The sequence below is a fragment of the Rugosibacter aromaticivorans genome, assembly GCF_000934545.1.
GTDB classification, from domain to species: Bacteria; Pseudomonadota; Gammaproteobacteria; order Burkholderiales; family Rhodocyclaceae; genus Rugosibacter; species Rugosibacter aromaticivorans.
Map to the genome: position 1 here is coordinate 2,799,690 of NZ_CP010554.1, position 23,217 is coordinate 2,822,906.

Annotated in this window: 23 protein-coding genes and 1 tRNA gene; 8 read left to right on the forward strand and 16 right to left on the reverse strand. The window is 59.2% G+C overall.

Annotated elements, in window-relative coordinates:
* The first annotated feature begins 28 nt into the window (after positions 1 to 28).
* A tRNA-Thr gene (locus PG1C_RS13835) sits at positions 29 to 104 on the forward strand.
* 50 nt (positions 105 to 154) lie between these two features.
* On the opposite strand, the gene PG1C_RS13840 is transcribed toward PG1C_RS13835, so the two are convergent.
* The gene (locus tag PG1C_RS13840) at positions 155 to 598 is read right to left on the reverse strand and encodes a universal stress protein (RefSeq protein WP_202635302.1); all 444 of its coding nucleotides are present in this window, start codon (positions 596 to 598) and stop codon (positions 155 to 157) included.
* A 180-nt stretch (positions 599 to 778) separates the two neighbouring features.
* Between PG1C_RS13840 and PG1C_RS14710 the strand changes: the two genes are divergently transcribed.
* The 3 genes from PG1C_RS14710 to PG1C_RS13850 are packed head-to-tail and all read left to right on the forward strand — an operon-like array spanning position 779 to position 3,284.
* On the forward strand, positions 779 to 1,570 hold the full coding sequence (locus tag PG1C_RS14710; RefSeq protein WP_237218218.1) for a cation transporter: 792 nt from the start codon (positions 779 to 781) through the stop codon (positions 1,568 to 1,570).
* A 17-nt stretch (positions 1,571 to 1,587) separates the two neighbouring features.
* Entirely contained in the window at positions 1,588 to 3,075 is a 1,488-nt protein-coding gene (locus tag PG1C_RS14715) for a heavy metal translocating P-type ATPase (RefSeq protein ID WP_237218351.1), read from the forward strand.
* Positions 3,076 to 3,077: 2 nt separating this feature from the next.
* A complete protein-coding gene (locus tag PG1C_RS13850; protein ID WP_202635303.1) occupies positions 3,078 to 3,284 on the forward strand; it encodes a heavy-metal-associated domain-containing protein in 207 nt (68 codons plus the stop codon).
* A gap of 57 nt (positions 3,285 to 3,341) precedes the next feature.
* Here the strand turns inward: PG1C_RS13850 and PG1C_RS13855 are convergent, their stop codons facing one another.
* From PG1C_RS13855 to PG1C_RS13865, 3 genes are all read right to left on the reverse strand, one after another.
* On the reverse strand, positions 3,342 to 3,575 hold the full coding sequence (locus tag PG1C_RS13855) for a ferrous iron transport protein A (protein ID WP_202635304.1): 234 nt from the start codon (positions 3,573 to 3,575) through the stop codon (positions 3,342 to 3,344).
* Complete coding sequence (gene feoB / locus PG1C_RS13860; RefSeq protein ID WP_202635305.1) at positions 3,575 to 5,503, reverse strand: ferrous iron transport protein B; 1,929 nt, start codon at positions 5,501 to 5,503, stop codon at positions 3,575 to 3,577. The genes PG1C_RS13855 and feoB overlap by 1 nt, the downstream gene beginning before the upstream one ends.
* 291 nt (positions 5,504 to 5,794) lie before the next feature.
* Positions 5,795 to 7,264 carry an aldehyde dehydrogenase family protein gene (locus tag PG1C_RS13865; protein WP_202635306.1) on the reverse strand — a complete coding sequence of 490 codons (1,470 nt, stop codon included), beginning with the start codon at positions 7,262 to 7,264 and terminating at the stop codon, positions 5,795 to 5,797.
* 313 nt (positions 7,265 to 7,577) lie between these two features.
* Between PG1C_RS13865 and ppa the strand changes: the two genes are divergently transcribed.
* The 3 genes from ppa (at position 7,578) to PG1C_RS13880 (ending at position 10,188) form a co-directional block, all read left to right on the forward strand.
* Complete coding sequence (gene ppa, locus PG1C_RS13870; protein WP_202635307.1) at positions 7,578 to 8,126, forward strand: inorganic diphosphatase; 549 nt, start codon at positions 7,578 to 7,580, stop codon at positions 8,124 to 8,126.
* 80 nt (positions 8,127 to 8,206) lie between these two features.
* On the forward strand, positions 8,207 to 9,829 hold the full coding sequence (locus PG1C_RS13875) for an NAD+ synthase (protein WP_202635308.1): 1,623 nt from the start codon (positions 8,207 to 8,209) through the stop codon (positions 9,827 to 9,829).
* Between the two features lie 20 nt (positions 9,830 to 9,849).
* Positions 9,850 to 10,188, forward strand: a complete 339-nt coding sequence (locus PG1C_RS13880) for a P-II family nitrogen regulator (RefSeq protein WP_202635309.1) — start codon at positions 9,850 to 9,852, stop codon at positions 10,186 to 10,188.
* Between the two features lie 69 nt (positions 10,189 to 10,257).
* Here the strand turns inward: PG1C_RS13880 and PG1C_RS13885 are convergent, their stop codons facing one another.
* The 8 genes from PG1C_RS13885 to trxB form a co-directional block, all read right to left on the reverse strand.
* Entirely contained in the window at positions 10,258 to 13,389 is a 3,132-nt protein-coding gene (locus PG1C_RS13885; RefSeq protein WP_202635310.1) for an efflux RND transporter permease subunit, read from the reverse strand.
* Positions 13,386 to 14,960 (reverse strand): efflux RND transporter periplasmic adaptor subunit, encoded by a 1,575-nt coding sequence (locus PG1C_RS13890; protein ID WP_202635311.1) that lies wholly within the window; start codon positions 14,958 to 14,960, stop codon positions 13,386 to 13,388. Before PG1C_RS13890 ends, PG1C_RS13885 begins: the two co-directional genes overlap by 4 nt.
* Positions 14,957 to 16,261 carry a TolC family protein gene (locus PG1C_RS13895; protein WP_202635312.1) on the reverse strand — a complete coding sequence of 435 codons (1,305 nt, stop codon included), beginning with the start codon at positions 16,259 to 16,261 and terminating at the stop codon, positions 14,957 to 14,959. The genes PG1C_RS13890 and PG1C_RS13895 overlap by 4 nt, the downstream gene beginning before the upstream one ends.
* A gap of 79 nt (positions 16,262 to 16,340) precedes the next feature.
* Entirely contained in the window at positions 16,341 to 16,697 is a 357-nt protein-coding gene (locus PG1C_RS13900; RefSeq protein ID WP_202635313.1) for a hypothetical protein, read from the reverse strand.
* Between the two features lie 262 nt (positions 16,698 to 16,959).
* A complete protein-coding gene (locus PG1C_RS13905) occupies positions 16,960 to 17,637 on the reverse strand; it encodes a hypothetical protein (protein ID WP_202635314.1) in 678 nt (225 codons plus the stop codon).
* Between the two features lie 110 nt (positions 17,638 to 17,747).
* Complete coding sequence (locus PG1C_RS13910) at positions 17,748 to 18,044, reverse strand: hypothetical protein (protein WP_202635315.1); 297 nt, start codon at positions 18,042 to 18,044, stop codon at positions 17,748 to 17,750.
* Between the two features lie 417 nt (positions 18,045 to 18,461).
* Complete coding sequence (locus PG1C_RS13915) at positions 18,462 to 19,073, reverse strand: Smr/MutS family protein (RefSeq protein ID WP_202635316.1); 612 nt, start codon at positions 19,071 to 19,073, stop codon at positions 18,462 to 18,464.
* 3 nt (positions 19,074 to 19,076) lie between these two features.
* A complete protein-coding gene (gene trxB / locus PG1C_RS13920) occupies positions 19,077 to 20,027 on the reverse strand; it encodes a thioredoxin-disulfide reductase (protein WP_202635317.1) in 951 nt (316 codons plus the stop codon).
* 102 nt (positions 20,028 to 20,129) lie between these two features.
* Here trxB and PG1C_RS13925 point away from each other — a divergent pair, with 102 nt between their 5' ends.
* Positions 20,130 to 22,220 (forward strand): M3 family metallopeptidase, encoded by a 2,091-nt coding sequence (locus tag PG1C_RS13925; protein ID WP_202635318.1) that lies wholly within the window; start codon positions 20,130 to 20,132, stop codon positions 22,218 to 22,220.
* Positions 22,221 to 22,266: 46 nt separating this feature from the next.
* Here PG1C_RS13925 and PG1C_RS13930 read toward each other — a convergent pair whose 3' ends face one another.
* Genes PG1C_RS13930 through PG1C_RS13945 form a run of 4 tightly spaced genes read right to left on the reverse strand, consistent with a single transcriptional unit; the run spans position 22,267 to position 23,194 of the window.
* Positions 22,267 to 22,653 carry a CoA transferase gene (locus tag PG1C_RS13930; RefSeq protein ID WP_202635319.1) on the reverse strand — a complete coding sequence of 129 codons (387 nt, stop codon included), beginning with the start codon at positions 22,651 to 22,653 and terminating at the stop codon, positions 22,267 to 22,269.
* Positions 22,619 to 22,792, reverse strand: coding sequence for a hypothetical protein (locus PG1C_RS15080; RefSeq protein WP_202635320.1), 174 nt, complete (start codon positions 22,790 to 22,792; stop codon positions 22,619 to 22,621). The genes PG1C_RS13930 and PG1C_RS15080 overlap by 35 nt, the downstream gene beginning before the upstream one ends.
* A complete protein-coding gene (locus tag PG1C_RS15085; RefSeq protein ID WP_202635321.1) occupies positions 22,785 to 22,958 on the reverse strand; it encodes a CoA transferase in 174 nt (57 codons plus the stop codon). The genes PG1C_RS15080 and PG1C_RS15085 overlap by 8 nt, the downstream gene beginning before the upstream one ends.
* Positions 22,922 to 23,194 (reverse strand): CoA transferase, encoded by a 273-nt coding sequence (locus tag PG1C_RS13945; protein WP_202635322.1) that lies wholly within the window; start codon positions 23,192 to 23,194, stop codon positions 22,922 to 22,924. The genes PG1C_RS15085 and PG1C_RS13945 overlap by 37 nt, the downstream gene beginning before the upstream one ends.
* Positions 23,195 to 23,217: the final 23 nt, after the last annotated feature.

Below are 23,217 nucleotides of genomic sequence, written 5' to 3' on the forward strand. Positions count from 1 at the left end.
ACGAACGAACGCTATAATCCGCGCCCTCGCTGTTGTAGCTCAGTTGGTAGAGCAACTGATTCGTAATCAGTAGGTCGCCAGTTCGATTCCGGCCAACAGCACCAAATTGCTTGCTTGCGGATTGTGCAGATTTTCTGCCTTTTCTGCCATGAGGCTACCGATAAACCAGCACCGGGATTTTCGAGTGCGTGAGCACTTTCTGGGTTTCGGAGCCAAGCAATAAACCGCTGATGCCACGGCGCCCGTGTGACGCCATGAAAATCAGATCTGCGCCCACTTGCTGTGCCGCCGCGATGATGCTTTCCCATGGTGCGCCATTCGTCAGGCTTAACGACGTCACTCTGACTCCCTGCGCTACGGCGTTAGCTTCGGCTTCACTCAAAATTTCGCGCGCTTGTTCTTCGGCCATTTCGGCAAATCGATCGGGCGTTGTTGGGTCGATGAGTGCGCCTTCACCATAAAAAGCCAGTGGATATTCTGGTTTGGCAAAGAAAAAAGTAATTTGCGCGCCGGTTTCTTTAGCAAAGGCAATCGCACGATCGGCTGCGTTTGCCGAGAGATCTGAGCCATCAACGGGTACAAGAAGATGTTGGAACATGGTAACGCCCTCCCTAGGTGATGATGCGCTTTGATGATGCATCTGTTCTGCTAGTCTAACGTAACCCCCTGATGAGCGCGTTGACGTAGATCAACGACATAAGACGCATCCCACCTGTGTTGCGGTGCAGCGTGAGCCGTGGAATAATCGTTGCTTGGCATTCTCTGATGGGAGCATCGCATGACAGCACCCGCCACTATTTCATCCACACTCGCATCCACAGCCGCAGCGACTTCGGCAACTGCCTCGGCAACTACCTCGGTTGAGCTCGCGTTAGGTGGCATGACGTGCACGGCCTGCGCAGCACGCATCGAGCGGCAGCTGAACAAGGTACCCGGTATCGAGGCAACGGTGAACTTTGCCGCAGAACGTGCATATGTGCGCTATGCAGCGAACGACGCGACCGTCGACAAATTAATCGATGCGATCACGAAAACAGGGTATATCGCCACCGTCTCCAATGCGGCGACTCGCGGGGCGGAGCAGCAAGAAAAACTCGCCCGCTTTGCCGAGGATCTCCGCCATTTCTGGATTGCACTGGGACTCACGGCGCCTCTGGTGGCGCAGATGGCGTTCATGTTCAGTAGCGACATGTCTGCGCACGGCGACGTCTTGCCGCGCGGGTTGCAGCTTATGCTCGCCACGCCGGTGCAATTCTGGATCGGCTGGCGCTTTTATGTCGGCGGCTTTCACGCCCTGCGTGGCGGCGCGGGCAATATGGATGTACTGGTGGCGCTGGGCACCACGATGGCGTGGGTGTATTCGGCAACTGTCACGCTGCTGGGTTTACATCAGCATGTGTATTTCGAGGCCTCGGCTACCATCATCACGCTGGTACTGCTGGGCAAGATTCTGGAAGCGCGGGCCAAGGCGAAGACTGCAGGAGCGATCGAGACACTGGCTAAACTTCAGCCGCAGACAGCGCGCATCGAGCGGGCGGGTGGGCTGATCGACGTGCCGGTTGCAGCCTGATTCCGGGCGATGTCTTCATCGTCAGGAGCGGCGAGGCGGCGCCGGTCGATGGCGAGGTTCTCGAAGGCGAATCCACCGTGAATGAAGCCATGCTGACCGGCGAGAGTCTGCCGGTGGTGAAGCATGCCGGCGACAAGGTGTTCGCCGCCACGATCAACGGCGAGGGCCTGCTGCGCGTGCGCGCCACGGGCGTCGGCAGCCACACGCTACTGGCTTCGATCATCCGCCTGGTGGAAGAGGCGCAAGGCTCGAAGGCGCCGATGCAGCGCTTGGTCGATCAGGTAGCGGCGATTTTCGTGCCAGTGGTGGTGGTCATCGCCGTGCTCACGTTCGTTGGCTGGTGGCTTTTGACAGGGGATTTCACCCAGGCGTTGATCAATGCCGTCGCCGTGCTGGTGATCGCCTGTCCCTGCGCACTGGGGCTGGCGACGCCGACGGCGATCATGGTCGGTACCGGCCAAGGCGCACGTGCCGGCATCCTGATCCGCAATGCGGAAGCGCTAGAGCGAGCGGAAAAACTCGATGTGCTGGTGGTGGATAAGACGGGCACGCTGACCGAGGGACAGCCAGTGGTAACAGACATCATTAACCTCGTGCCGCAAAAAATCGGCGCTGATGAGACGGTAAATTTGCCTGCGCACTTTCTCACACTCGCCGCAAGCCTCGAACAAAGCGCGACGCACCCGTTGGCCACGGCAATCGTAACGCGAGCAAAAGACGATGGACTGGCGCTGGTGACACCGCAGAACGTGGTGACGATGCCGGGGCGGGGCGTGAGCGGCGAGATCGCGGGGCAACGGGTGGCCGTCGGCTCGGTGGCCTGGATGGAAACGCAGGGCCGCACAATGGCAGGTGCTACGGCGGCTGCCGCAGCACTGGCAACACAGGGCGCAAGCGTTGTCGCGGTGGCGGTCGATGGCATGGTGCAAGGGCTGATCGGAATTCGCGATCCGTTGCGCGCGACATCGCGTGCTGCCGTGGCACGCTTGCATGCGCTGGGCATCACGGTGGTGATGCTGACTGGAGATAACGCGACGACCGCAGCCGTCGTCGCCAAGGCGATCGGCATTACGAATTTCGAGGCGAATGTTTTGCCAGGCGACAAGGCGGCTGCCGTCAAGCGATTCAGGGACAACGGCAGGCTCGACGGTAGCCGTCGCGTTGGCATGGTGGGCGATGGCATCAACGATGCCCCGGCGCTCGCCGCAGCCGACGTCAGTTTTGCGATGGGTGCTGGTTCCGGCGTGGCGATGCAGACGGCTGATGTGACGCTGATGCACAACGATCTCAATGGCGTCGCCGATGCGATCTCGCTCTCGCGCGCAACGCTTGGCAAGATCCGGCAAAATCTGTTTTTTGCTTTTATCTACAATGTGCTCGGCATTCCGGCTGCCGCCTTCGGGCTGCTCAATCCGGTCATCGCTGGCGCGGCAATGGCGGCAAGTTCTGTCTCGGTGGTGATGAGCTCGCTACGACTCAAAAACTGGAAACCCGGAAAGGATTAACGATGGAAACACTTACCCTCAAGGTTGACGGCATGACCTGTGGCGGTTGCGTGGCGAGCGTGACGCGCGTAATCGAAGCGCTCGACGGTGTAGCGAAGGTCGCAGTTTCGCTCGAGCAAGCACAGGTGGTGATGGAGGCAGATACCGCTAAAGTAGATCGCGCGCAGCTCGTGCAGGCGATCGAAGATGCAGGATTTGAGGCAACTTGAGCAAAGCTGGCGGGGAGAAACTGCCTGGCTTGCCCGGGGTTGGAAACAGGAAGTGCGCTAAGTGTGGTGCGATTCCTCGACGAGGATAGCCCGGGCAATGACGTCTTCCAGCGCCAATTCAGCATGTTCGACGGCGATACGCGTCACCGGGTGGTGGGCGAGCAAGGTGATGAGCGTGCCGGGTGTCAGCCCCCAGGCCGAGAGATGACCGCGCAGGTCGAGCGCCAGATTGCTATCAAAACCACGCACCACGAGTTTGGTGTCGGGGGCAAAGTCGCGCAGGGTAAGCATCAGACGAAGCCAACCAAAAGCAGGACATGATGCAGCAGACCGCCGATAAGGAAAGCCAACGGCGTGATCAGGGCCAGCATGATCACAGCGGTCTTCAGTCCTTGCTCCTTGATGATCACCAGCATGCTGGCGATGCAGGGGACGAAAATAGTCAGCGTGACCAGACCAACCAGCCCCTGTTCGGGTGAGAGTGCACTGCCCATGGCAAACAGCCCTGTGGCGCCGAAGTCGCGGCGCAAAAAACCCATCAGGAAAGCTGCCGAAGCTTCTTTCGGCAAGCCAAGCCAGCCGGTGACCAGTGGCTCGCCAGCGCGAATCAGCCAGGGCAGCAAACCGATGCGGTCAAGGATGAACATCAACGCCGCGCCGATGAGAAATAGCGGAATCACTTCCTGGAGATACCACTTCAGACGCGACCAGGTTTTCTTGGCGACATTGCCCGCCACGGGCAGACGCATCGGTGGCAGCTCGGTCATCAACGGAATGCGTTTGCCCTTGACCAGCTTGCCGGACAACCAGCCAACGGTAAACAACACAAGAATAACCGTGCCCAGCCAGATCAGGAAGGTCGATGTGCCATAGCTTGCCAGCATGCCCATCACAACGCCCAGTTGCGCCGAGCAGGGAATCGCCAACGCCAGTAGAAACGTGACGATCAGTCGCTCACGCGGGGTGTGCAAAATGCGTGTGGTGAGCGTGGCCATTGTCACGCAACCGAGGCCCAGCACCATCGGCAACACGGCGCGGCCATTCAAGCCCAGCATCTTGAACGCACGGTTGGAGAGCACCGATAGCCGCGCGAAGTAGCCGGAGTCTTCGAGAATGCCAAAAGCAATGAAGAAGGTGGTGACAATGGGCAGGATCAGCGCCAGTGCATAGGTCATCCCCATGGTCCACAGCCCGTAGGGGCCGACCAGGAAATCCTGCAGCCAAATGATCGGTACCCACGTGGATACCAGTTGCTGGAACCATGGATTGATGATGCCGTTGAACAAATCATTTTCCAGCACGCCAACCAGCACGCCGGCACCGAACTGGCCGACGAAGGCATAGACCGCATACAGCACCAGCGCGACGATTGGCCACCCCAGCCAACGATGCACCGACCACTGGCCAATGCGCTGTACCAACCCATGGCCCCTCTGGCCAGCATCCCGGACAACACGACGAACAATGGCTTCGGCCGCCGTCATGCGGGCGCGCTGCAGAATCTCCGCCAGCGGCTCGGTGAAGGCGTCCTGCAGGCCCTCGCGCCGCGCAGCGAGGGCAAATAGATCGGCACCTTGTGCCCCCTCCTGGGCGGCAAGCCATTCCTCAGTAGCCTTGTCACCAGCCAAATACAGCAAGGCGACAACGCGCGGCGACAAATGCGCAACGGGCATCATCAGCGCCAGATCGTCAATCGCTGCCTCAATTTCATCGGCATAAGTGAGACGGAAAATGGGAATTTTGGCATCGGCAATGGCGCGCGTCAGCGCCACCATACCCTCGTTGCCGGTGGCCACCGTGGGCACCACGGCGAGCCCGAGTTCGACTGCCAGCTTGGCCGGATCAAAGGCCATGCCGCGTGCCCTGGCTTCATCCATCATGTTCAGCGCCAGAACCATCGGCACCCCCGCTTCTGCCAGAAGCAGCGCAAGTTGCACCGTACGGCGCAGGTTCTTGGCGTCCCCCACCTGCACCAGTGCCCGTAACTTTTCGTTCAGCAGTATGTGTGCCGTGGCCTGTTCATCTTCGCTACGTGCCGGCAGTGTCAAGACGCCGGGTGTATCCAATACTGTCTGCCCAGGGTGGTCGCGTAATTGACCGCGTGTCACTTCAACCGTCGTTCCGGGGTAATTTGAGACGTTGACATACCGGCCGGTCAGTCGATGAAAAATAACCGACTTACCAACATTTGTCTGACCAACAAGTGCGATGGAAATCATAGCCAGTATTGAATCACGATGAGTTGCATGAAAACCTTATTTCGTCAAAACCAGGCTTGCCTTGTCGGGTTTTTCGCAATCGATATACCGACCACCATGAAGAATCTGGATTTTCAAGTAGCGTTCAAACAGCATGACGCGGCCTATTGCCTATGCTGGCAATCACGAAAAGGAATAGTTCCTGGTTTCATACGAATGTAGCCCTTAACAGTGCTGAAAACACTGTTAAGGGCTACGGTTCTACGGCTGACGCTGTTAATCGGCCGTTAAAGCATCAGCCCACGGACAACATCAGTGGGCAGGTGCTGCCATGGGGGCCTGGATCGTGATCCATTTCCACTCGGTGCAATGATCAATGTCCGTTGCAGCGCCTTCACGGCCCATGCCGGAGTCCCCTACGCCACCGAAGGGAACGTGTGGTTCATCTTGTAGCGATGGCGCATTGACATGCACCATACCGGTGTGAATACCTTGTGCCAATCGCATCGCTTCAGCCAGGTTTTGCGTATACACCGCGGCTGAAAGGCCGTACGTGGTGTCGTTAGCAATGGCCAGGGCTTCATCGGCAGAATCCACCTTATAAACAGCCGTCACCGGGCCGAAGGTTTCTTCGTAGTAGCACGTCATGCCTTTTTTGACGCCTGTCAAAATGGTTGAGGCGCAACGGTTACCATCCCACGTGCCGCCGGTTTCAAGCTTGGCGCCATTGGCAACCGCATCTTCGATATGCTGACGCACCCGATCGCGCTGCCGTTGCGAAATGATCGGCCCGGTGACTGTTCTTGGGTCGCGCAGATCGCCAAAACCGATGGCGGAAGTGGCCGCTTTAAAGCGCTTGAGGAATTCATCATAAACCGGCGCTTCAACGAGGATACGGCTGGATCCCATGCACACCTGGCCTTGATAGAAGAACATGCCCATGATTGCGCCCATCACCGCAGCATCCAAATCAGCGTCTTTCAGAACGATCAATGGGCTCTTGCCGCCCAGTTCGAGCAGCACGCGTTTCATGTGTTTGCCGCACAGTTCTGACAAATGACGGCCAACGCGTGTTGAACCAGTGAAATTAACCCCTTTCACGTGCGGGTGCGTCACCAAGGTATCGCCAATTTCATGACCATAGCCCGTCAGCACATTAAATGAGCCGGCAGGAAAACCTGCATCACGCAATAGTTCGGCGACGCGAATAGCGACCACGGGTGCCTCTTCGGACGCCAGCATAACCACGGTGTTTCCTGTTGCCAAGGGGCCAGTACATTCGACAAAGGCTTTAATCAAAGGCACATTAAAGGGGGTGATGCAGGCAAACACACCCAAGGGTGAACGGGTCGCCATGGAAAATCGCCCAGGCACATCAGAGGGTAGCGTCATGCCCGTCACGCGACGAGGAATCCCCGCAGCAGTGCGCAAGGCATCAACAGAAAACTTCACTTCAAACTGTGCTTTGAATAGTGGGGAACCCCCTTCTTCAATCAGCACATTGATAAATTCTTCAGCACGTTGCTCGAGCAGATCGGCGGCTTTGGACAACCAGGTTTCGCGCTGACCAGGGGTCGTCATGCGATAGCTAGGGAAAGCCGCATGGGCTGCCTCTACCGCGCGCTTGACGTCTTCTACCGAGGCGCGAGCCGACTCAGCAAGCGGCGTATCTTGTTCCGGATTAAGTTTGATAAACGTTGCATTTCCTTGGGCTGAACGGAACTCACCACCAATCCATAGTTTGGTTTGGATCAAAGATGTTACGGGCTCATTGGCTCCCATGACTGACTCCTCTGTTTTAAAAATTCAAGGTTAAAAATAATAACGGGTTATGCCTGGTCGTTGGATCTCTTACGATGGATCTCTCATTTCGGCCAAGTGAATTAATTACTTAGTAACTTAGTACTTAGGCTAGGCTACTCGCTAACCGGGTTGAAACTCATCAAGACTTCCTGGACAACGAGCACATAAGTATTCTCTTCTTTAACTGACCTGTCAATCAATTAGCCAATAGCCCCACGATAGACGCCAGAACGACTAAAAGCGATTGCGCATAAGCCAGGCGATATAATCCTCGCCTTTCCAAGGAGCGGCTATGAGTTTGAACCGTGTGCCATCAGGCAAAAATTTACCTGATGACTTTAATGTGATTATCGAAATCTCGATGCATTCCGAGCCCATCAAATATGAAGTTGACAAGGAATCCGGCGCGATTTTTGTTGATCGCTTCATGTCGACTGCCATGCACTATCCGTGCAACTATGGCTACATCCCGCATACTATTTCCGGTGATGGTGACCCGGCGGATGTACTGGTCGTCTCGCAATTTGCGCTGCCGCCCGGGGTGGTTGTGCGTTGTCGGCCAGTGGGCATGCTGAAAATGGTCGACGAAGCGGGTGAAGACGCCAAACTGCTGGCAGTGCCGGTGGACAAACTCACTACGTTGTACAGCAACATCAAAACCCTGCAAGATTTGCCACAAAGCCTGCTCAACCAAATTTCACACTTCTTTGAGCACTACAAAGACTTGGAATTGGGCAAGTTCGTCAAAGTGCAGGGCTGGGTCGGGCTTGAAGAAGCCAAAAATGAAATCATGAGCGGCGTAGCCACTTACCAAGCGGCCAAAGACAAACCGGCTTATTGATTTTGCCCATTCGCTGACATTTACCGCATGAACAACCTGCCCGCCAATTTACGCCTGATTTCAAGGCGATAGCTCCCTCCATGTCCAAGCTACGCATCGCGATTGCTCAAATCAATGCCACGGTGGGAGACCTTGCTGGCAATGTGGCGCGCATCCAGACGTTTGCCGCCCGCGCCCATGCGGGTGGCGCACACGTGCTGCTCACACCTGAACTGGCGCTATGCGGCTATCCGCCAGAAGACCTGCTGTTGCGGCCGGACTTCTATCGCGCGTGCGATGACGCGTTAAATTCACTAGCGAAAATCGCGCCCCTGCCTATCGTTGTCGGCCATCCGTTGTTCGGAGGTGATGCTGCCTATAACGCTGCCTCGCTGTTAGCCGACGGCCGCATCGTGGCGATCTATCGCAAACATCGCTTGCCAAATTACGAAGTGTTTGACGAAGAACGCTACTTCGCAGCAGGCGATGCGCCCTGCATCGTCGAGCTCAATGGCGTGCGCTGCGGGCTGGCTATCTGCGCCGATGTCTGGGAAGCGGGCGCCGCCGAAGCTGCGGTCGATGCGGGGGCGGAACTGCTGCTCACGCTGAATGCCTCGCCCTTTCACCTGAACAAGCAGGCGCGGCGGCACGAGGTGCTGCGTGAGCGGATTACAGCTACTGGCCGGCCCGTCATCTATGCCAATCTGGTGGGTGGCCAGGATGAGCTGGTGTTCGATGGGGCTTCTTTCGCCATGGACGGCCAGGGTCGGCTGACACACCAGTTGCCCGCATTTGCCGAGGCGCTGGCGTTTGTCGATTATGCCGATGGCCATCTGCTGTCCGGGCGCGTGCATGAGCCACCTGTGCGCGAAGCAGCGCTGTGGAGTGCATTGAAGCTCGGCGTCACGGATTACCTTGGCAAGAACGGCTTTCCCGGCGCCATCATTGGTTTGTCAGGCGGTATTGATTCAGCGCTGACGCTGGCGATTGCCGTCGACGCCCTCGGCGCCGATAAAGTGCGCGCGGTGATGATGCCATCCCCCTGGACTGCGCAAATGAGTCTGGACGACTCACGCGAGATGGTCAAACGCCTTGGCGTCGAATACGACGAGATCGCCATCGGCCCGTTGATGGAACAATTCGCCGTCTCGCTAGCGCCGACTTTTGCTGGCCTTGGGGAAAAGCCGGCGTGGGACACGACAGACGAAAATCTGCAAGCGCGCATACGCGGCATGCTGCTTATGGCATTGTCCAATCGCAGCGGGCGCATTGTGCTCACCACGGGCAACAAGAGCGAAATGGCGGTGGGTTACGCCACGCTTTATGGCGACATGGCCGGTGGTTTCGCCGTGATCAAGGATGTGTTCAAAACCCTGGTTTACGATCTGGCGCGCTGGCGCAATTCACTTTCTGACGTGATACCGCAAAACATCATCGCGCGCGCACCCTCGGCGGAGCTAAAGCCTGACCAGACTGACCAGGACACGCTGCCGCCCTACGTCGTGCTCGATGCCATCATCGAAGCCTACATGGAACGCAACGAAAGTCCGCGCGAAATTATCGCTCGCGGGTACAGCGAAGCCGATGTGCGCAAGGTGGTAGGCATGCTCAAGCGCAATGAGTACAAGCGCCGGCAGGCCCCGGTCGGCATTCGTGTGACGCAACGCGGCTTCGGCAAAGACTGGCGCTATCCGATAACATCGCGTTATCCTGATGAATACTAAAAACCGGAGGGGAAATTTATATGAAAAAAATTGAGGCCATCATCAAACCTTTCAAGCTCGACGAAGTGCGCGAGGCGCTCTCCGAAGTCGGTGTCACCGGCCTCACCATCACCGAGGTCAAAGGCTTCGGCCGCCAGAAAGGCCATACCGAACTGTACCGTGGGGCAGAGTATGTGGTTGATTTTCTACCCAAGATAAAAATCGAGGTTATTGTGGCTGACGATGCGTTAACGCCGGCCATCGATGCGATTGTCAAGGCAGGTCGTACCGGCAAGATCGGCGATGGAAAAATATTCGTCATGCCCGTTGAGCAGGTCGTGCGCATTCGCACAGGTGAGATTGACGAAGCGGCGATTTGATCACTGCTTCGTCCGTTTTATCCCGGTAACTTGACAAGCCTATCACCCAGTCCTGTTCCACGGCCGGTTTTACACAGCCGAGCGGCTACGGCGGCGACGCATCAGGCGATAGGCCGCTGGTATCACGAACAGGGACAGCAAGGGCGCGCTCACCATGCCGCCAACCATGGGTGCGGCGATACGGCTCATCACCTCGCTGCCGGTGCCGCTGCCCAGGAGGATGGGCAGGAGTCCGGCGACAATCACCGCCACCGTCATTGCCTTGGGACGCACACGCTGCACCGCGCCTTCGCGGATGGCGGCGAGCAGGTCCGCCTCGCCGGTGTTGCCCGCGTCATGCCGCTCGTTCCAGGCGTTCTTCAGGTACAGCAGCATGATCACGCCGAACTCGGCCGACACCCCGGCCAGCGCGATGAAGCCGACGCCGGTGGCCACCGACAGGTTAAAGCCCATCCAGTACAGAAACCACACGCCGCCAGTGAGTGCGAACGGCAGGGTGGCCATGATGAGCAGCGCCTCGTCGAAGCGCTTGAAGGTGAGATACAGCAGCACGAAAATGATCAGCAGGGTGGCGGGTACCACCAGCTTGAGCTTCGCGTTGGCGCGCGCCATGAATTCGAACTGGCCGGAGTAGGCCAGGCTCATGCCCGGTTCGAGCCTGACCTCGCGCGCCACGGCGGCGCGCAGGTCAGCGACGACCGAGGCGAGATCGCGGCCGCGCACGTCCACATACACCCAGCCGGAAGGCCGGGCGTTCTCGCTTTTCAGCATCGGCGGGCCATCGCTCACGTTCACCCTGGCCACCATGCCGAGGGTGATCTGGCTGCCAGCGGGCGTCACGATGGGCAGGGCGGCCAGTTTCGCCACCGTATCCCGCCACTCGCGCGGATAGCGCACGCTGATGGGAAAGCGCGCCAGGCCTTCGACCGTCTCGCCGATGTTTTCGCCGCCGACGAGACTCGTCACCACCGACTGCACGTCGCCAATGTTGAGGCCGTAACGTGCGGCCGCCGCGCGGTCGATGTCCACATCCACATAGCGCCCGCCAGTGAGCCGTTCGGCCAGCGCCGAGGAGACGCCGGGCACGCGCTTGGCAATGCGCTCGACCTGCTGCGCGATGCGGTCGATGTCGGCAAGATTGCCGCCCGCGATCTTGACCCCGATCGGGCTCTTGATGCCGGTGGCGAGCATGTCGATGCGGTTGCGGATTGGCGGAATCCAGATGTTGGTCAGCCCCGGCACCTTGACCGCGCGATCCAGTTCATTGACCAGTTTTTCCGGCGTCATGCCGGCGCGCCATTGCTCGCGCGGCTTGAACTGGATGGTGGTCTCGAACATCTCCAGCGGCGCCGGGTCGGTGGCGGTCTCGGCGCGCCCGGCCTTGCCGTACACGCGGGCCACTTCGGGCACGGTGTGGATCATGCGGTTGGTCTGTTGCAGCAGTTCCGCCGCTTTCTGTGCTGACAAACCCGGCAAGGCCGATGGCATGTAGAGCAGATCGCCTTCGTCCAGCGGCGGCAGGAACTCGCCGCCGAGCCGGCTGATCGGCCACAGCGCCGTCAGAAAGAGCAGCACGGCAACGGCGAGCGTCGTTTTGGGGCGCTCGAGCACGGCCTCCAGCAATGGGTGGTAGGCGCGGATCAGCCAGCGGTTGAGCGGATTCTTCGCCTCGTCGGGAATCCTGCCGCGTATCCAGTAGCCCATCAACACCGGAATCAGCGTCACCGACAGGCCGGCTGCCGCCGCCATGGCGTAAGTCTTGGTAAAGGCGAGCGGACCGAACATGCGCCCCTCCTGCGCCTCCAGCGTGAACACCGGAATGAAGGATAGCGTGATGATCAACAGCGAGAAGAACAACGCCGGGCCGACCTCGCAGGCCGCTTCGGTGATCACTTTCCAGTGCGCCTCGCCGGCGAGCGTTGCGCCGGGATGGGCGTGGTTCCAGACCTCGATCTTCTTGTGCGCGTTTTCGATCATCACCACGGCCGCGTCGACCATCGCACCGATGGCGATGGCGATGCCGCCCAGCGACATGATGTTGGCATTGATGCCCTGCCGCTGCATGACGATGAAGGCGATCAGCACGCCCAGCGGCAGCGAGACGATGGCCACCAGCGAGGAGCGCAGATGCCACAGGAACACCGCGCAGACCAGCGCCACCACGATGAATTCCTCGATCAGCTTGTGTTTCAGATTGTCGATGGCGCGGTCGATCAGCAGGCTGCGGTCATAGGTCGGCACGATTTCGACGCCCTTGGGCAGGCCGGGTTTCAACTCGTCGAGCTTGGCCTTGACCGCGGCGATGGTTTCGCGCGCGTTCTTGCCCGAGCGCAGCACCACGATGCCACCGACCGCTTCGCCCTGGCCGTCGAGTTCCGTGATGCCGCGCCGCATCTCGGGGCCGGTCTGGATGTGCGCCACATCGCCCAGGCTCACCGGCACACCACCCGCCAGCTTGAGCGGAATGGCGCGAAAATCGGCGACGGTCTTGAGATAGCCGCTGGCGCGCACCATGAACTCGGTTTCGGCGAGTTCCAGCACCGCGCCGCCGCTCTCCTGGTTGGCCGCGCGAATCGCCGCGATCACCTGCTCGTGGGTGATACCGAAGCTGGCGAGCTTCACCGGATCGAGTACCACCTGATACTGCTTGACCATGCCGCCGACGGTCGCCACTTCCGCCACGTTGGGCAGGGTTTTCAGTTCGAACTTCAGGAACCAGTCCTGCAGGGCACGCAACTGCGCCAGGTCGTGCTGGCCGCTTTTATCCACCAGCGCATACTGGTAAATCCAGCCCACGCCGGTCGCATCCGGCCCCAGTGCGGGCCGGGCCGTCGCCGGCAGCCGTCCCTGCACCTGGTTGAGATACTCCAGCACCCGCGAACGCGCCCAGTAAAGATCGACGCCGTCCTCGAACAGCACATAGACAAAGCTGTCGCCGAAGAAGGAGAAACCGCGCACGGTCTTCGCGCCCGGCACCGAAAGCATCGTGGTGGCGAGCGGATAGGTCACCTGATTTTCGACGATCTGCGGCGCCTGTCCGGGGTACGAGGTGCGAATGATGACCTGCACGTCGGACAGGTCGGGCAGGGCGTCGACCGGCGTCGCCTGCACTGCCCACACGCCCCAGGCCACGGTAAACAGCGTGGCCAGCAGCACCAGGAAACGATTGGCGACCGACCAGCAAATGAGTCGGGCGATCATTTTCCGCCTCCTGTCTTTTCCAGCTTCTCGACTACCAGTCCGGTGTCGGTTTCGCGTACGCCGATGTGCACCCGGTCACCTGCCTTCAAGCCGCGGGAAAGTTCCGGGCGCGCCAGGGCGTACGTCATGGTCATGGCGGGCATCGCCAGCGTCTGCAGCGGACCATGCGCGAGCGTCGCCTCCGTGGCGGAAATTGCTTCAATCGTGGCGTCGGTTTCATGCAGTGCGATGGGTGCAATTGGCGCCATGGGTGCAGCGGCCGCGCCGCCGGAGGTCTTTTCCATGCTGGCGGTAATGCCCTGCAGGCTGGCTTCGGAGTCGATCAGGAACTGGCCGCTGGCGACCACTTTCTGACCTTCGCTAAGACCGGAAAGAATCACCGTGTCATTATCGATCTCGCGCCCCGGCGTGACCTCGACCGGGCGATAGTGCCCCTGATCTTCGGCCACGATGACCAGCGCACGGCGGCCGGTGCGGATCACCGCTTCGGTCGGCACGCGCAGCACGGATTTGGCATCGTTCCCCGTATTTCCCTTAATGTTGACCTGGGCCGTCAATCCCGGCCGCAGGCGTCCGTTCGTGTTGGGCAGTTCGACGCGCACCCGCAGCGTGCGCGAGGCATCGTTCAGGCTTGGCAGCAACGCGGTGACACGTCCTTTAATAGTTTCGCCCGGCAATGCGGCGAAACGGGCTTCGGCGGACTGCCCGACCCGCACCTCCCCGGCCTGGGCTTGCGGCACGCCCACCTCCAGCCATACTGTGCCGATGCCGTTGATGCGCGCCAGCGTCTGTCCCGCCGTGAGCGTCATGCCGGGACGCACACCGAGCTCCAGAACCACGCCGCCGCCGGGCGCGGTGATCGGGATGCGACTCCTGACCTGGCCGCTGGACGCGACCTCGCGGATCAGACTTTCCGGCATCCCGGCCAGCCGCATGCGCTCACGTGCCGCGGCGATCAGGGCGTCATCGCCGAGGTTTTTGAGCGCCAGATAGTCCTGTTGCACGGCGGCCCACTCCGGCACCAGCACTTCGGCGATCAACGCACCCGAACCGATCACATCGTTGGGCGCCAACTTTGCCACGTACTCCACAAATCCGCCGACGCGCGCCTGCACGATCGTCACCTCGCGCTCGTTGAAGCCGACGATGCCGGTTGCCTGCACGCTGGTGTCGAGGCGTGCGCGGGTGACGACGGCCAGCCGCATGCCGAGGTTCTGAATCGCGGCCAGGTCGATTTTCACCGCCGCAACGTCATCGCCATCGTCCGCGTATTTGGGCACCAGCTCCATGTCCATGAAGGGCGACTTGCCGGGTTTGTCAAACTTTTGCTGCGGTGCCATCGGGTCATACCAGTACAGCACGCGGCGCTCGGCCTGAGGGTTCGCGACCTTATACGTGTCCGTCGCAGGGTGTTCGGCCCACCACCGGCCGACAATCACGCCGAGCGCAAGCAGCGTGATGATAGCAGCCAGTACCAACGCGGTTTTAGTTACGGCCGCTGCGCTTAACACCGATAAAGCCGGCGTTAGCCTCCACTGAAACTTCGTTTTCTTGAGGGTATGGGGGTTCATTTCGATTCCTCCGATAACAAGGGTTCGTCGTAAGCGAAGTGCAGCCGGGCAGCCATTTGCCGGCGTTCACCTTCGAGTGCAGTGGCTTTGAGTTCGGCGTCGATGCGTTCGCGCCGGGCAGTGATGAGATCGGACAGACTGCCTTTGCCGCCGCGCCAGGCGGCCAGGGTCAGCGCGGCCTTCTCGTCAGCCAGCGGCAACAGTACGGTGCGCTGGCGCGAAACCGCGCGCGACAGCCGCTCGTATTCGGCCAGATCGCCCGCCAGCTGGGCGGCATGTTCGCGCAGCATGGCCTCGCGCTCGGCATCCAGCGCGGCACGTTCGGCGCGTTTGGCCGCGATGCGGGGGTCCTGGCGCGTGCCCGTAAATACCGGTAAATCGAAACTGAACTCGATGCCTGCCATGTTGCTGAACTGCGGGCCGCGTTGTTGATAAGACAGCGCCACACTCCAGTCGGACTGCTTTGCCGCTTGGGCCTCGTCGGCCTCCGCATCGAGCACGCGACCCAGCGGATCGAACGCGGTCAATGCAGGGTGGTGAGCCAGGTGCTGCATCAGCGTGTCGCGTGCAATGGACCAGTCGGGCGGCGCGCCCGCCAACGGCGCCTCGGCGGCCGCCCCGATCCAGCGTTTGAGCAGGGCGACAGCCTGTTCCCGCCGGGCGATGAGCTCATCCCGGCGTTCTTCGAGCAGCGCTGCCTCCTGACGTGGGGCCACGGTTTCATCGGCACGGCCTTGTCCAGCCGCGAAGCGGGCGCGCACGGCCGCATCCAGCAGCCGGTTCTCGGCGAACAGCGCGTCGATGCGCAGCAACTGCTGCTCGAGCGTGTAACGGCTGATCCAGGCGACTGCAGTTTCGCGCTGCACCGTCAGCCGGACAATGCGCGCCTCCGCCTCGGCGACTTCTATCCTCCCTTGCGCCACGGCTTCACGGGCGTGGCGCTTGTCGCGGTTAGGCACCTCCTGCATCACGCTGATGCGTCGCATGGTCATGAAGTCGCGGGTCAGGCTGAAGCGATCCGTGCCGTCAGTGGGCACATTGTCGATGCCGAGCGCGAGCTTCGGGTCGGGCAAGGCTCCGGCGGGAATGGCTGCCTGCCGTGCGGCGTCGATTTTGGCGGCGCTCGCAACCAGCGCCGGATTTTCGTGCAGCGCCAATGCCAGGGCTGTGTCAAAACTGAGGAAACCGGGCGGCGCAGCCAGCGTCGTTGCAGCAGAGCCTGCAAGTGTAAGCACCAGCCCGAAGCGGCATGCGCCACGCCGCCCCGCGCGCAACGCGTAATGAGGATTCCAGATGAACATTTTCCAACTCCGAAAAGAAGGCGCGATGAGTGCGCCAACGCCACGTCGCAGGCGACGTGGGACTCAGGTTTTCAGGGAGTCAGAGCAAGGCGGGCGGGCGCCAGACGCCGAATGGCGGGAAAGTCAGCAGAAACGCCTGCGGTGCGGAGAAGTCCTCCGCCAGTAGGGCTACGACGGGCTCTGCACGCTGTTGAACGGTGAGTGCGATATGCCCACAGTAGCTGCAATCCTGTCCGGTATCGCAGGTCTTGCTGCCAGGGGAGTGAGCGCCGGTGCAACAGTCATGCGCTTGCCCGCTATCCATGTCTGCCATCGACATGTGGGATGCGGTCTGCGCCATCGGGCAGGTTGCCGCCGCTGCAAATACGCCCGCCATGCCCTGAATCGGGATGGTGAGGCAAAGCAGCAGCGTCAGGATGGTGCGGAATCGACACATGGACTCAAGAGTAGCCGAGGGCACGCTTGCGGTCAAGACCGCCCTGCTTCATTTTCAGTTTGAACGCTGGCGCAGCTGCGAGCAGCGATAAACACGCGAAAAGTCGGCGCTGGCAGGACGGCGCGTACGTCTCGGTTCACATGCGTGAGGACGTTAAGTCAGGATGTTGGTGTCACAGACTATCCGCTCGAACCGTTGGATGTAACCGGCGGCCAGTAGGCGGACGAAGCTCGCCGATAGGACGTCCGTGTTGACTGACCCGTTAGGCAAGGGCTTGTGGATTGCCTGGTTTCGCTTCAGCTTCAAAGATCACCTGCAGAAATTTTTGTCCTGGATACAGCGTCTCGAGTGCCTTCCTCAGGTCGACGTAGACGGATCGAAGAGACGCAAGGTCTTCGTCGACATTCTGGAATATGGCAGCCGTGATTTGCTTAAGCTTGTGACAAAGGTCTATGCCTAGCGCGCCTTCGACTGCATCTTGGTTCTGTGCGTGCCCAACACCAAAACCTGCAGCAGCCATCTTGGGAAAGACGGCATTAAGAACTAGGTCGGACCTGCTCCGAATAAGATCAATAGCCAAGTTGAAGCGCTGTTCTTCCAGCATTAGCGCCGCGAAGATGCTCGCTTGGCCGCGCTCCAACAAGAACTGAAGGTCGGATGTCTGAAATCGCTCGGTAGCGATGGGAGGAGCCGGATGCGCAGCGAGGTTGAGCCATGCGTCTGGACGTCTGCGATAGGGCTCAAGGACTTCCTTCCGAAACTGTTCCAGTACGTTCCAGAGTGCGTAGACCCCATAGATGGCCCTGTTCCCGGCGCCGATATTCTTCTTTTGTTCTTCTGCTTCACTGCGATGGCTTTCGAACTTGAAAGCAGCCCATGCACCAGCGAAGGAGGCCACAAGCGAGGCGAGCACTGCGAGAACGTCCTTCCACTCAGGCATAGCGCAATCTCCTACCTAACGTAGAAGTGAGCGGGGCCGGCAGGCACTCCGCTCGACTGTCGGGTTGGGCTGCTGTTAATTAAGTAGTGCATCCTCTTATCGCGCAGCAACTAAGAAAATAAATTTTTAAGTATTTCAAAAGTAATCACGACAGCTAGGGCTATCCAAACTGTATTGACTGCGCTAAGAACCGGCCGATTCATCTGGTAGAGCACGCTTAGCCGCTCTTCAATACGTGCAAGTTGTCCGGTCATCCCTTGGACCATACGAGCTACATTTTCATGGTTTTCGTCAGTCCAGGGATGTCGCTGGAAATCGCGCTCTGGTCTCTCATTGATTTCATCTGCTGCGACGCGTTGATATTCATTCAGTTTCGTCCATTGCTTTTCAGCTTCAGTTTCCTTCATCGTCTTTTCTCCCCAGATGCCCAACGTTAAATAGACACCCTAAAACGAGCCAGAAAAAGCGCCGCCGAGGTGTATAAAATTGGCTGATGTTTGTAATTCATTGAAATTTCTAGGTGGCTATATTTAGTGACACCCTAAAATTACTGACAGATACACCATGTCTACTTTTCCAAAATTACTTGATCAAGTGCGTGAGAAGCTGTGGAGGAAACATTACAGCATTCGCGCTGCATACGCTTACGGTGATTGGATTAAACAACACATTTTTTAATGCCACACCGGCTGACTGGTGTTTTGATTGTGTGCAGCCTTCTACCAGTCGCAGCAGTCTTGACAATCTGACATCCCTCTTTCGCCGTCCCGCCAGCGCCGTCCTGCTGGATACCGCTTTGCATAACTTTTTGATCCTCCGCCCTTTCATCGTGCCACTTGCAGCAGCACGATCACCGCACCGGCGCCGCCATCGATCGGGCGTGCCTGACAAAAGGCGAGGACTTCGCGGCGCCGACTGAGCCAGCCCAGCACCAGGTGTTTCAGCACAGGTTCGCGGCCGGGGGAGTGTTGCCCCTTACCATGCACGATGCGGATGCAGCGCTGTGCGCCGGCCTGGCATTCGGCCAGAAAAGTGGCCAAGGCGGCGCGCGCCTCGTCGCGGGTGTGGCCGTGCAGGTCTAGCGAGGCTTGCACGACCCAGCGGCCGCGCCGCAGATCGCGCAGCACGCGGAGCGAGAGACCATCGCGCCGCCAGGCGGCTTCGTCGCCGCCTTCGAGAAATAGATCGGAGAGGAGCGGGCCGTGCAGCGATTCGTCGAGCGCGGCCGCTTCGTCCTGCTCGCGCTGACGTGGAATCGCGGGTGGGGGAGACCGCTCGTGGTGAATTCGATCCGAAATCAAGGGCTGGGCATCGGCAACGGCGGTGCGGAACAGCGCCTGTTCTTCGGCAGTGAGCGCAGGGCGTTGTTTCTGTTTCTGCTGACTTACGGCGGCGGGGGCGAGGGGATACTTGCCGCTGCGTCCGCCGCCACTCATGTCTTACGCCAGATCGTCCAGATAGCGCTCGGCATCCAGCGCCGCCATGCAGCCAGTCCCCGCGCTGGTAACGGCCTGGCGGTAGATGTGGTCTTGCACGTCACCAGCGGCGAAAACACCGGGCACTGAGGTTGCCGTGGCGTTGCCGTGGCGTCCGCCACTTGTCACGATGTAGCCGTTTTCCATCTCCACCTGGCCAGCAAAGATGTCGGTGTTCGGCTTGTGGCCGATGGCGATGAACACGCCTTGCAGCGCAAGATTTTCCGTCGCGCCGCTGTGCATATTCTTGATGCGCATGCCGGTAACGCCGGTTTTATCGCCCAGCACTTCATCCAGTGTCGAGTTCCACTTGATGACCACCTTGCCCGCTTTTTCTTTCTCGAATAATTTATCCTGCATGATCTTTTCAGCGCGGAATTTATCGCGGCGATGCACGACCGTCACGCGGCTGGCGATGTTGGATAGATACAGCGCTTCTTCCACCGCCGTGTTGCCACCGCCGACTACAGCGACTTCCTGGTTCTTGTAGAAAAAACCATCGCAAGTGGCGCAGGCGGAAACACCTTTGCCAGCGAAGGTTTCTTCCGACGGCAAGCCGAGATATTGCGCTGATGCGCCGGTGGCGATAATCAGCGCATCGCAGGTGTATTCGCCGGCATCGCCGATCAGCCGGATAGGTTTTTCGGTGAGCTTGGCGGTGTGAATCTGATCGAAAATCATTTCTGTATTAAAGCGTGCGGCGTGTTTCTCAAAGCGCGCCATCAGCTCCGGTCCCTGCACACCGTCGGCATCGGCCGGCCAGTTATCCACGTCGGTGGTGGTCATCAGCTGTCCGCCCTGCGCCATGCCAGTGATCAGCACCGGGTTCAGGTTGGCGCGGGCGGCATACACGGCGGCGCTGTAACCCGCCGGGCCGGAACCGAGAATCAAAAGACGAACGTGACGAGTGCTCATAGCGGGAATATCCTGTAGTTGAGGGCAAGTTCAATTATATAAGACCCGCTTGCGGCATAATCGGCCGTTGATCCTCCCCAGACAATTTAATCCCATCACATCATGAATCCTTTACTTGATTTCACCGGTCTGCCCCGTTTTGACACCATCACGCCAGAACATGTCGCCCCGGCCATGCATCAGTTGCTGGATGAAAACCGTGCGCTGATCGCACGCTTGATCGCCCCCGATACGCCAGCCACCTGGGATGATTTTGTCCAGCCCATGCTGGATGCTGGGGAACGGCTGTCGCGGGCGTGGGGCATTGTCGGTCACCTGCATTCGGTGAATGACATCCCGCCCTGGCGGGAAGCCTACAACGCGCTGCTGCCTGAAGTTTCCAGCTTCTATGCTGACCTTGGTCAGAACCTGGCACTGTATTCAAAATACAAGGCATTGGCGAGCAGTGATGCATTTGGCACGCTCACCGCTGCGCGCAAAAAAATTATCGACAATGAATTGCGCGACTTTCGACTCTCTGGTGCGGAATTGCCAGAAGACAAAAAACCACGGTTCAAGGCCATCCAGGAAGCGCTCTCTGCTCTCGCCGCAAAGTTTTCTGAAAATGTGCTGGATGCCACCAATGCCCACGCCGAATGGATTACCGATGCGGCGGAGCTGGCCGGCTTGCCCGACGATGTCATCGCTGCGGCTCGCGCAGCCGCTGAAAAAGAAAGCAAACCAGGTTGGAAATTCACGCTGCATGCGCCCTCTTATATGCCTGTGCTGCAATATGCCAACCACCGCGACTTGCGCGCGCGGATGTATCGCGCTTCGGCCACGCGCGCGGCAGAATTCGGTCCCACCGAATGGGATAACGGCCCGCTGATTGATCAAATTCTCGCGCTGCGCGATGAAGAAGCAAAACTCTTGGGCTATGCTAACTTCGCCGAAGTATCGCTGGCAACAAAGATGGCCGAAAACCCCGCGCAAGTCATCGCTTTTTTGCGTGATCTGGCACACAAGGCGCGCCCCTTCGCCGAGCGCGATTTAGCTGAACTACGCGCTTTTGCGCAAACAGAATGTGGGCTGGCCACGCTGGAAAGCTGGGATATGGCCTGGGTCTCAGAAAAACTGCGCCAGTCGCGTTACAGTTTTTCTGACGATGAGGTAAAGCAGTATTTCCCTGAGCAAAAGGTTCTCTCCGGCTTGTTCCGCGTGGTCGAATCGCTCTATAACGTGCAGCTTTTGCCCGATACAGCACCAGTTTGGAACCCAACCGTGCGCTTTTTTCGCATCGAACGTTTGAACCCGCTTTCGGGTGCGGGGCAATTGATCGGTCAGTTTTACGTTGATCTGTATGCACGCGAAACCAAACGCGGCGGCGCCTGGATGGATGAAGCCATCACGCGTCGCCGTATCACCAGCGCCGACTTTTCGAGCACCATTCAAACGCCTGTCGCGTATCTGAATTGCAATTTCCCTGCGCCCATCGGCGAGGGCGAAAAACAGCGTCCCGCCACGTTCAGCCACGATGATGTCATTACCTTGTTCCACGAATGCGGGCATGGCTTGCATCATCTGCTCACGCAGGTGGATGAGCTGCCGATTTCCGGCATTCGCGGCGTGGAATGGGATGCGGTTGAGCTGCCCAGCCAGTTCATGGAAAACTTCTGCTGGGAATGGGATGTGCTCAGCGGCATGACAGCGCATGTGGATACCGGCGCGGCGCTGCCCCGTGCGTTGTACGACAAGATGCTCGCCGCGAAGAATTTTCAGAGCGGTTTGCAGATGTTGCGCCAGATCGAATTCAGCCTGTTCGATTTTCAGCTACACAGCGACTATCAGCCGGGCGGTGCACAAACAGTGCGGCAATTACTTGACGCAGTGCGCCGCGAAGTGGCCGTGATTGTGCCGCCGGAATGGAACCGCTTCCCCAACAGTTTTTCGCATATTTTCGGCGGTGGTTATGCGGCGGGCTATTACAGCTACAAATGGGCTGAAGTCCTTTCCGCCGATGCGTATTCAGCCTTTGAAGAAGCCAGCCAGAAAACCGGCAGCACCTTGGATGCAGCCACAGGAGAGCGTTTCTGGCGTGAGATTCTGGCGGTTGGCGGCGCACGGCCAGCACTGGAATCCTTCGCCGCCTTTCGCGGCCGCGCGCCACAGCCAGATGCGCTACTCAGGCATAGCGGCATGGTTGTGGCTGCCTGACCGAAGGTAACCGCGAGACTTATTGACTGTCATCAGTCAATCACGCCTAGCGCACGCAATCGTGCGAGGTCTGCCGCGTTCCAGCCCATTTTTGCAGTATCGCCTCGGTGTGCTCGCCCAACGCCGGAGTGATGTGGCTATCGTCGATCATGCCTTGCATGGGCACAGGAAAGCGACTGCCTAATAACGTCGCAATGCCGTTGGTTCGCGCCACCCGTTGCGCGTATTCATCCAGCGCAGGCACTGCCAGCTCGGATAACGCTAGCGTTTTCACCAGACGCCTCCAGAATGGGGTTTCCAAGGCTGCCAACGCCAGATGTTTTTCGTCAGCCGTGGCAAAGATGCCATAGGCTGGCCGAGTCAGAACATCACGCCGCGTGGCTGCCGCATCGTTATCGTTACGCGCCAGATGAACCCCAATGCGTGGCGTCATCCAACTCACCAGCGCATCGGTAATCCACCAAGATACTGTCTTTACCCGACTGATTACGCTGTAACAACGCCCCTAATACGGCCACCACAGAGAACATGCTGCCTGCCAGATCTCCACCGGGGGCGCCGATATCATGCACGGGTGCGCCCGCCAGCGGCCCGGTTTGCCCCCAGCCGCCGCACAACCCCAGGGCGATAGCCTTCGATAAACACATCGGCCTGCGCTGCCAGACTATGTAATGCGGCGCGGCCATCGTCGTGCTTCAGGTTCAGACAAATACTCTGTTTTCCGCGATTGCCTGACATAAACACGCCGGGCGATAAAGTGCGGCCACCATCACCCACACCAGAGGCCGCTCAACTTTGATCACTGCCGCACCCAAATCAGTAAATAGCTGGGTGGCGTAAGGCCCGGGCAATAGCTTCCAGGCAAAGGTTTCGCGCTTCTCATGCGCGGCAACCAGGGGCGCCACCCGTTCGCGCATAAAACGGCAAACGTTGTCGCACAGCATTGTTTGCTCGTCACCCAGGCCGAAATCCATGCGCCATTCTTCTGTCGTTATTT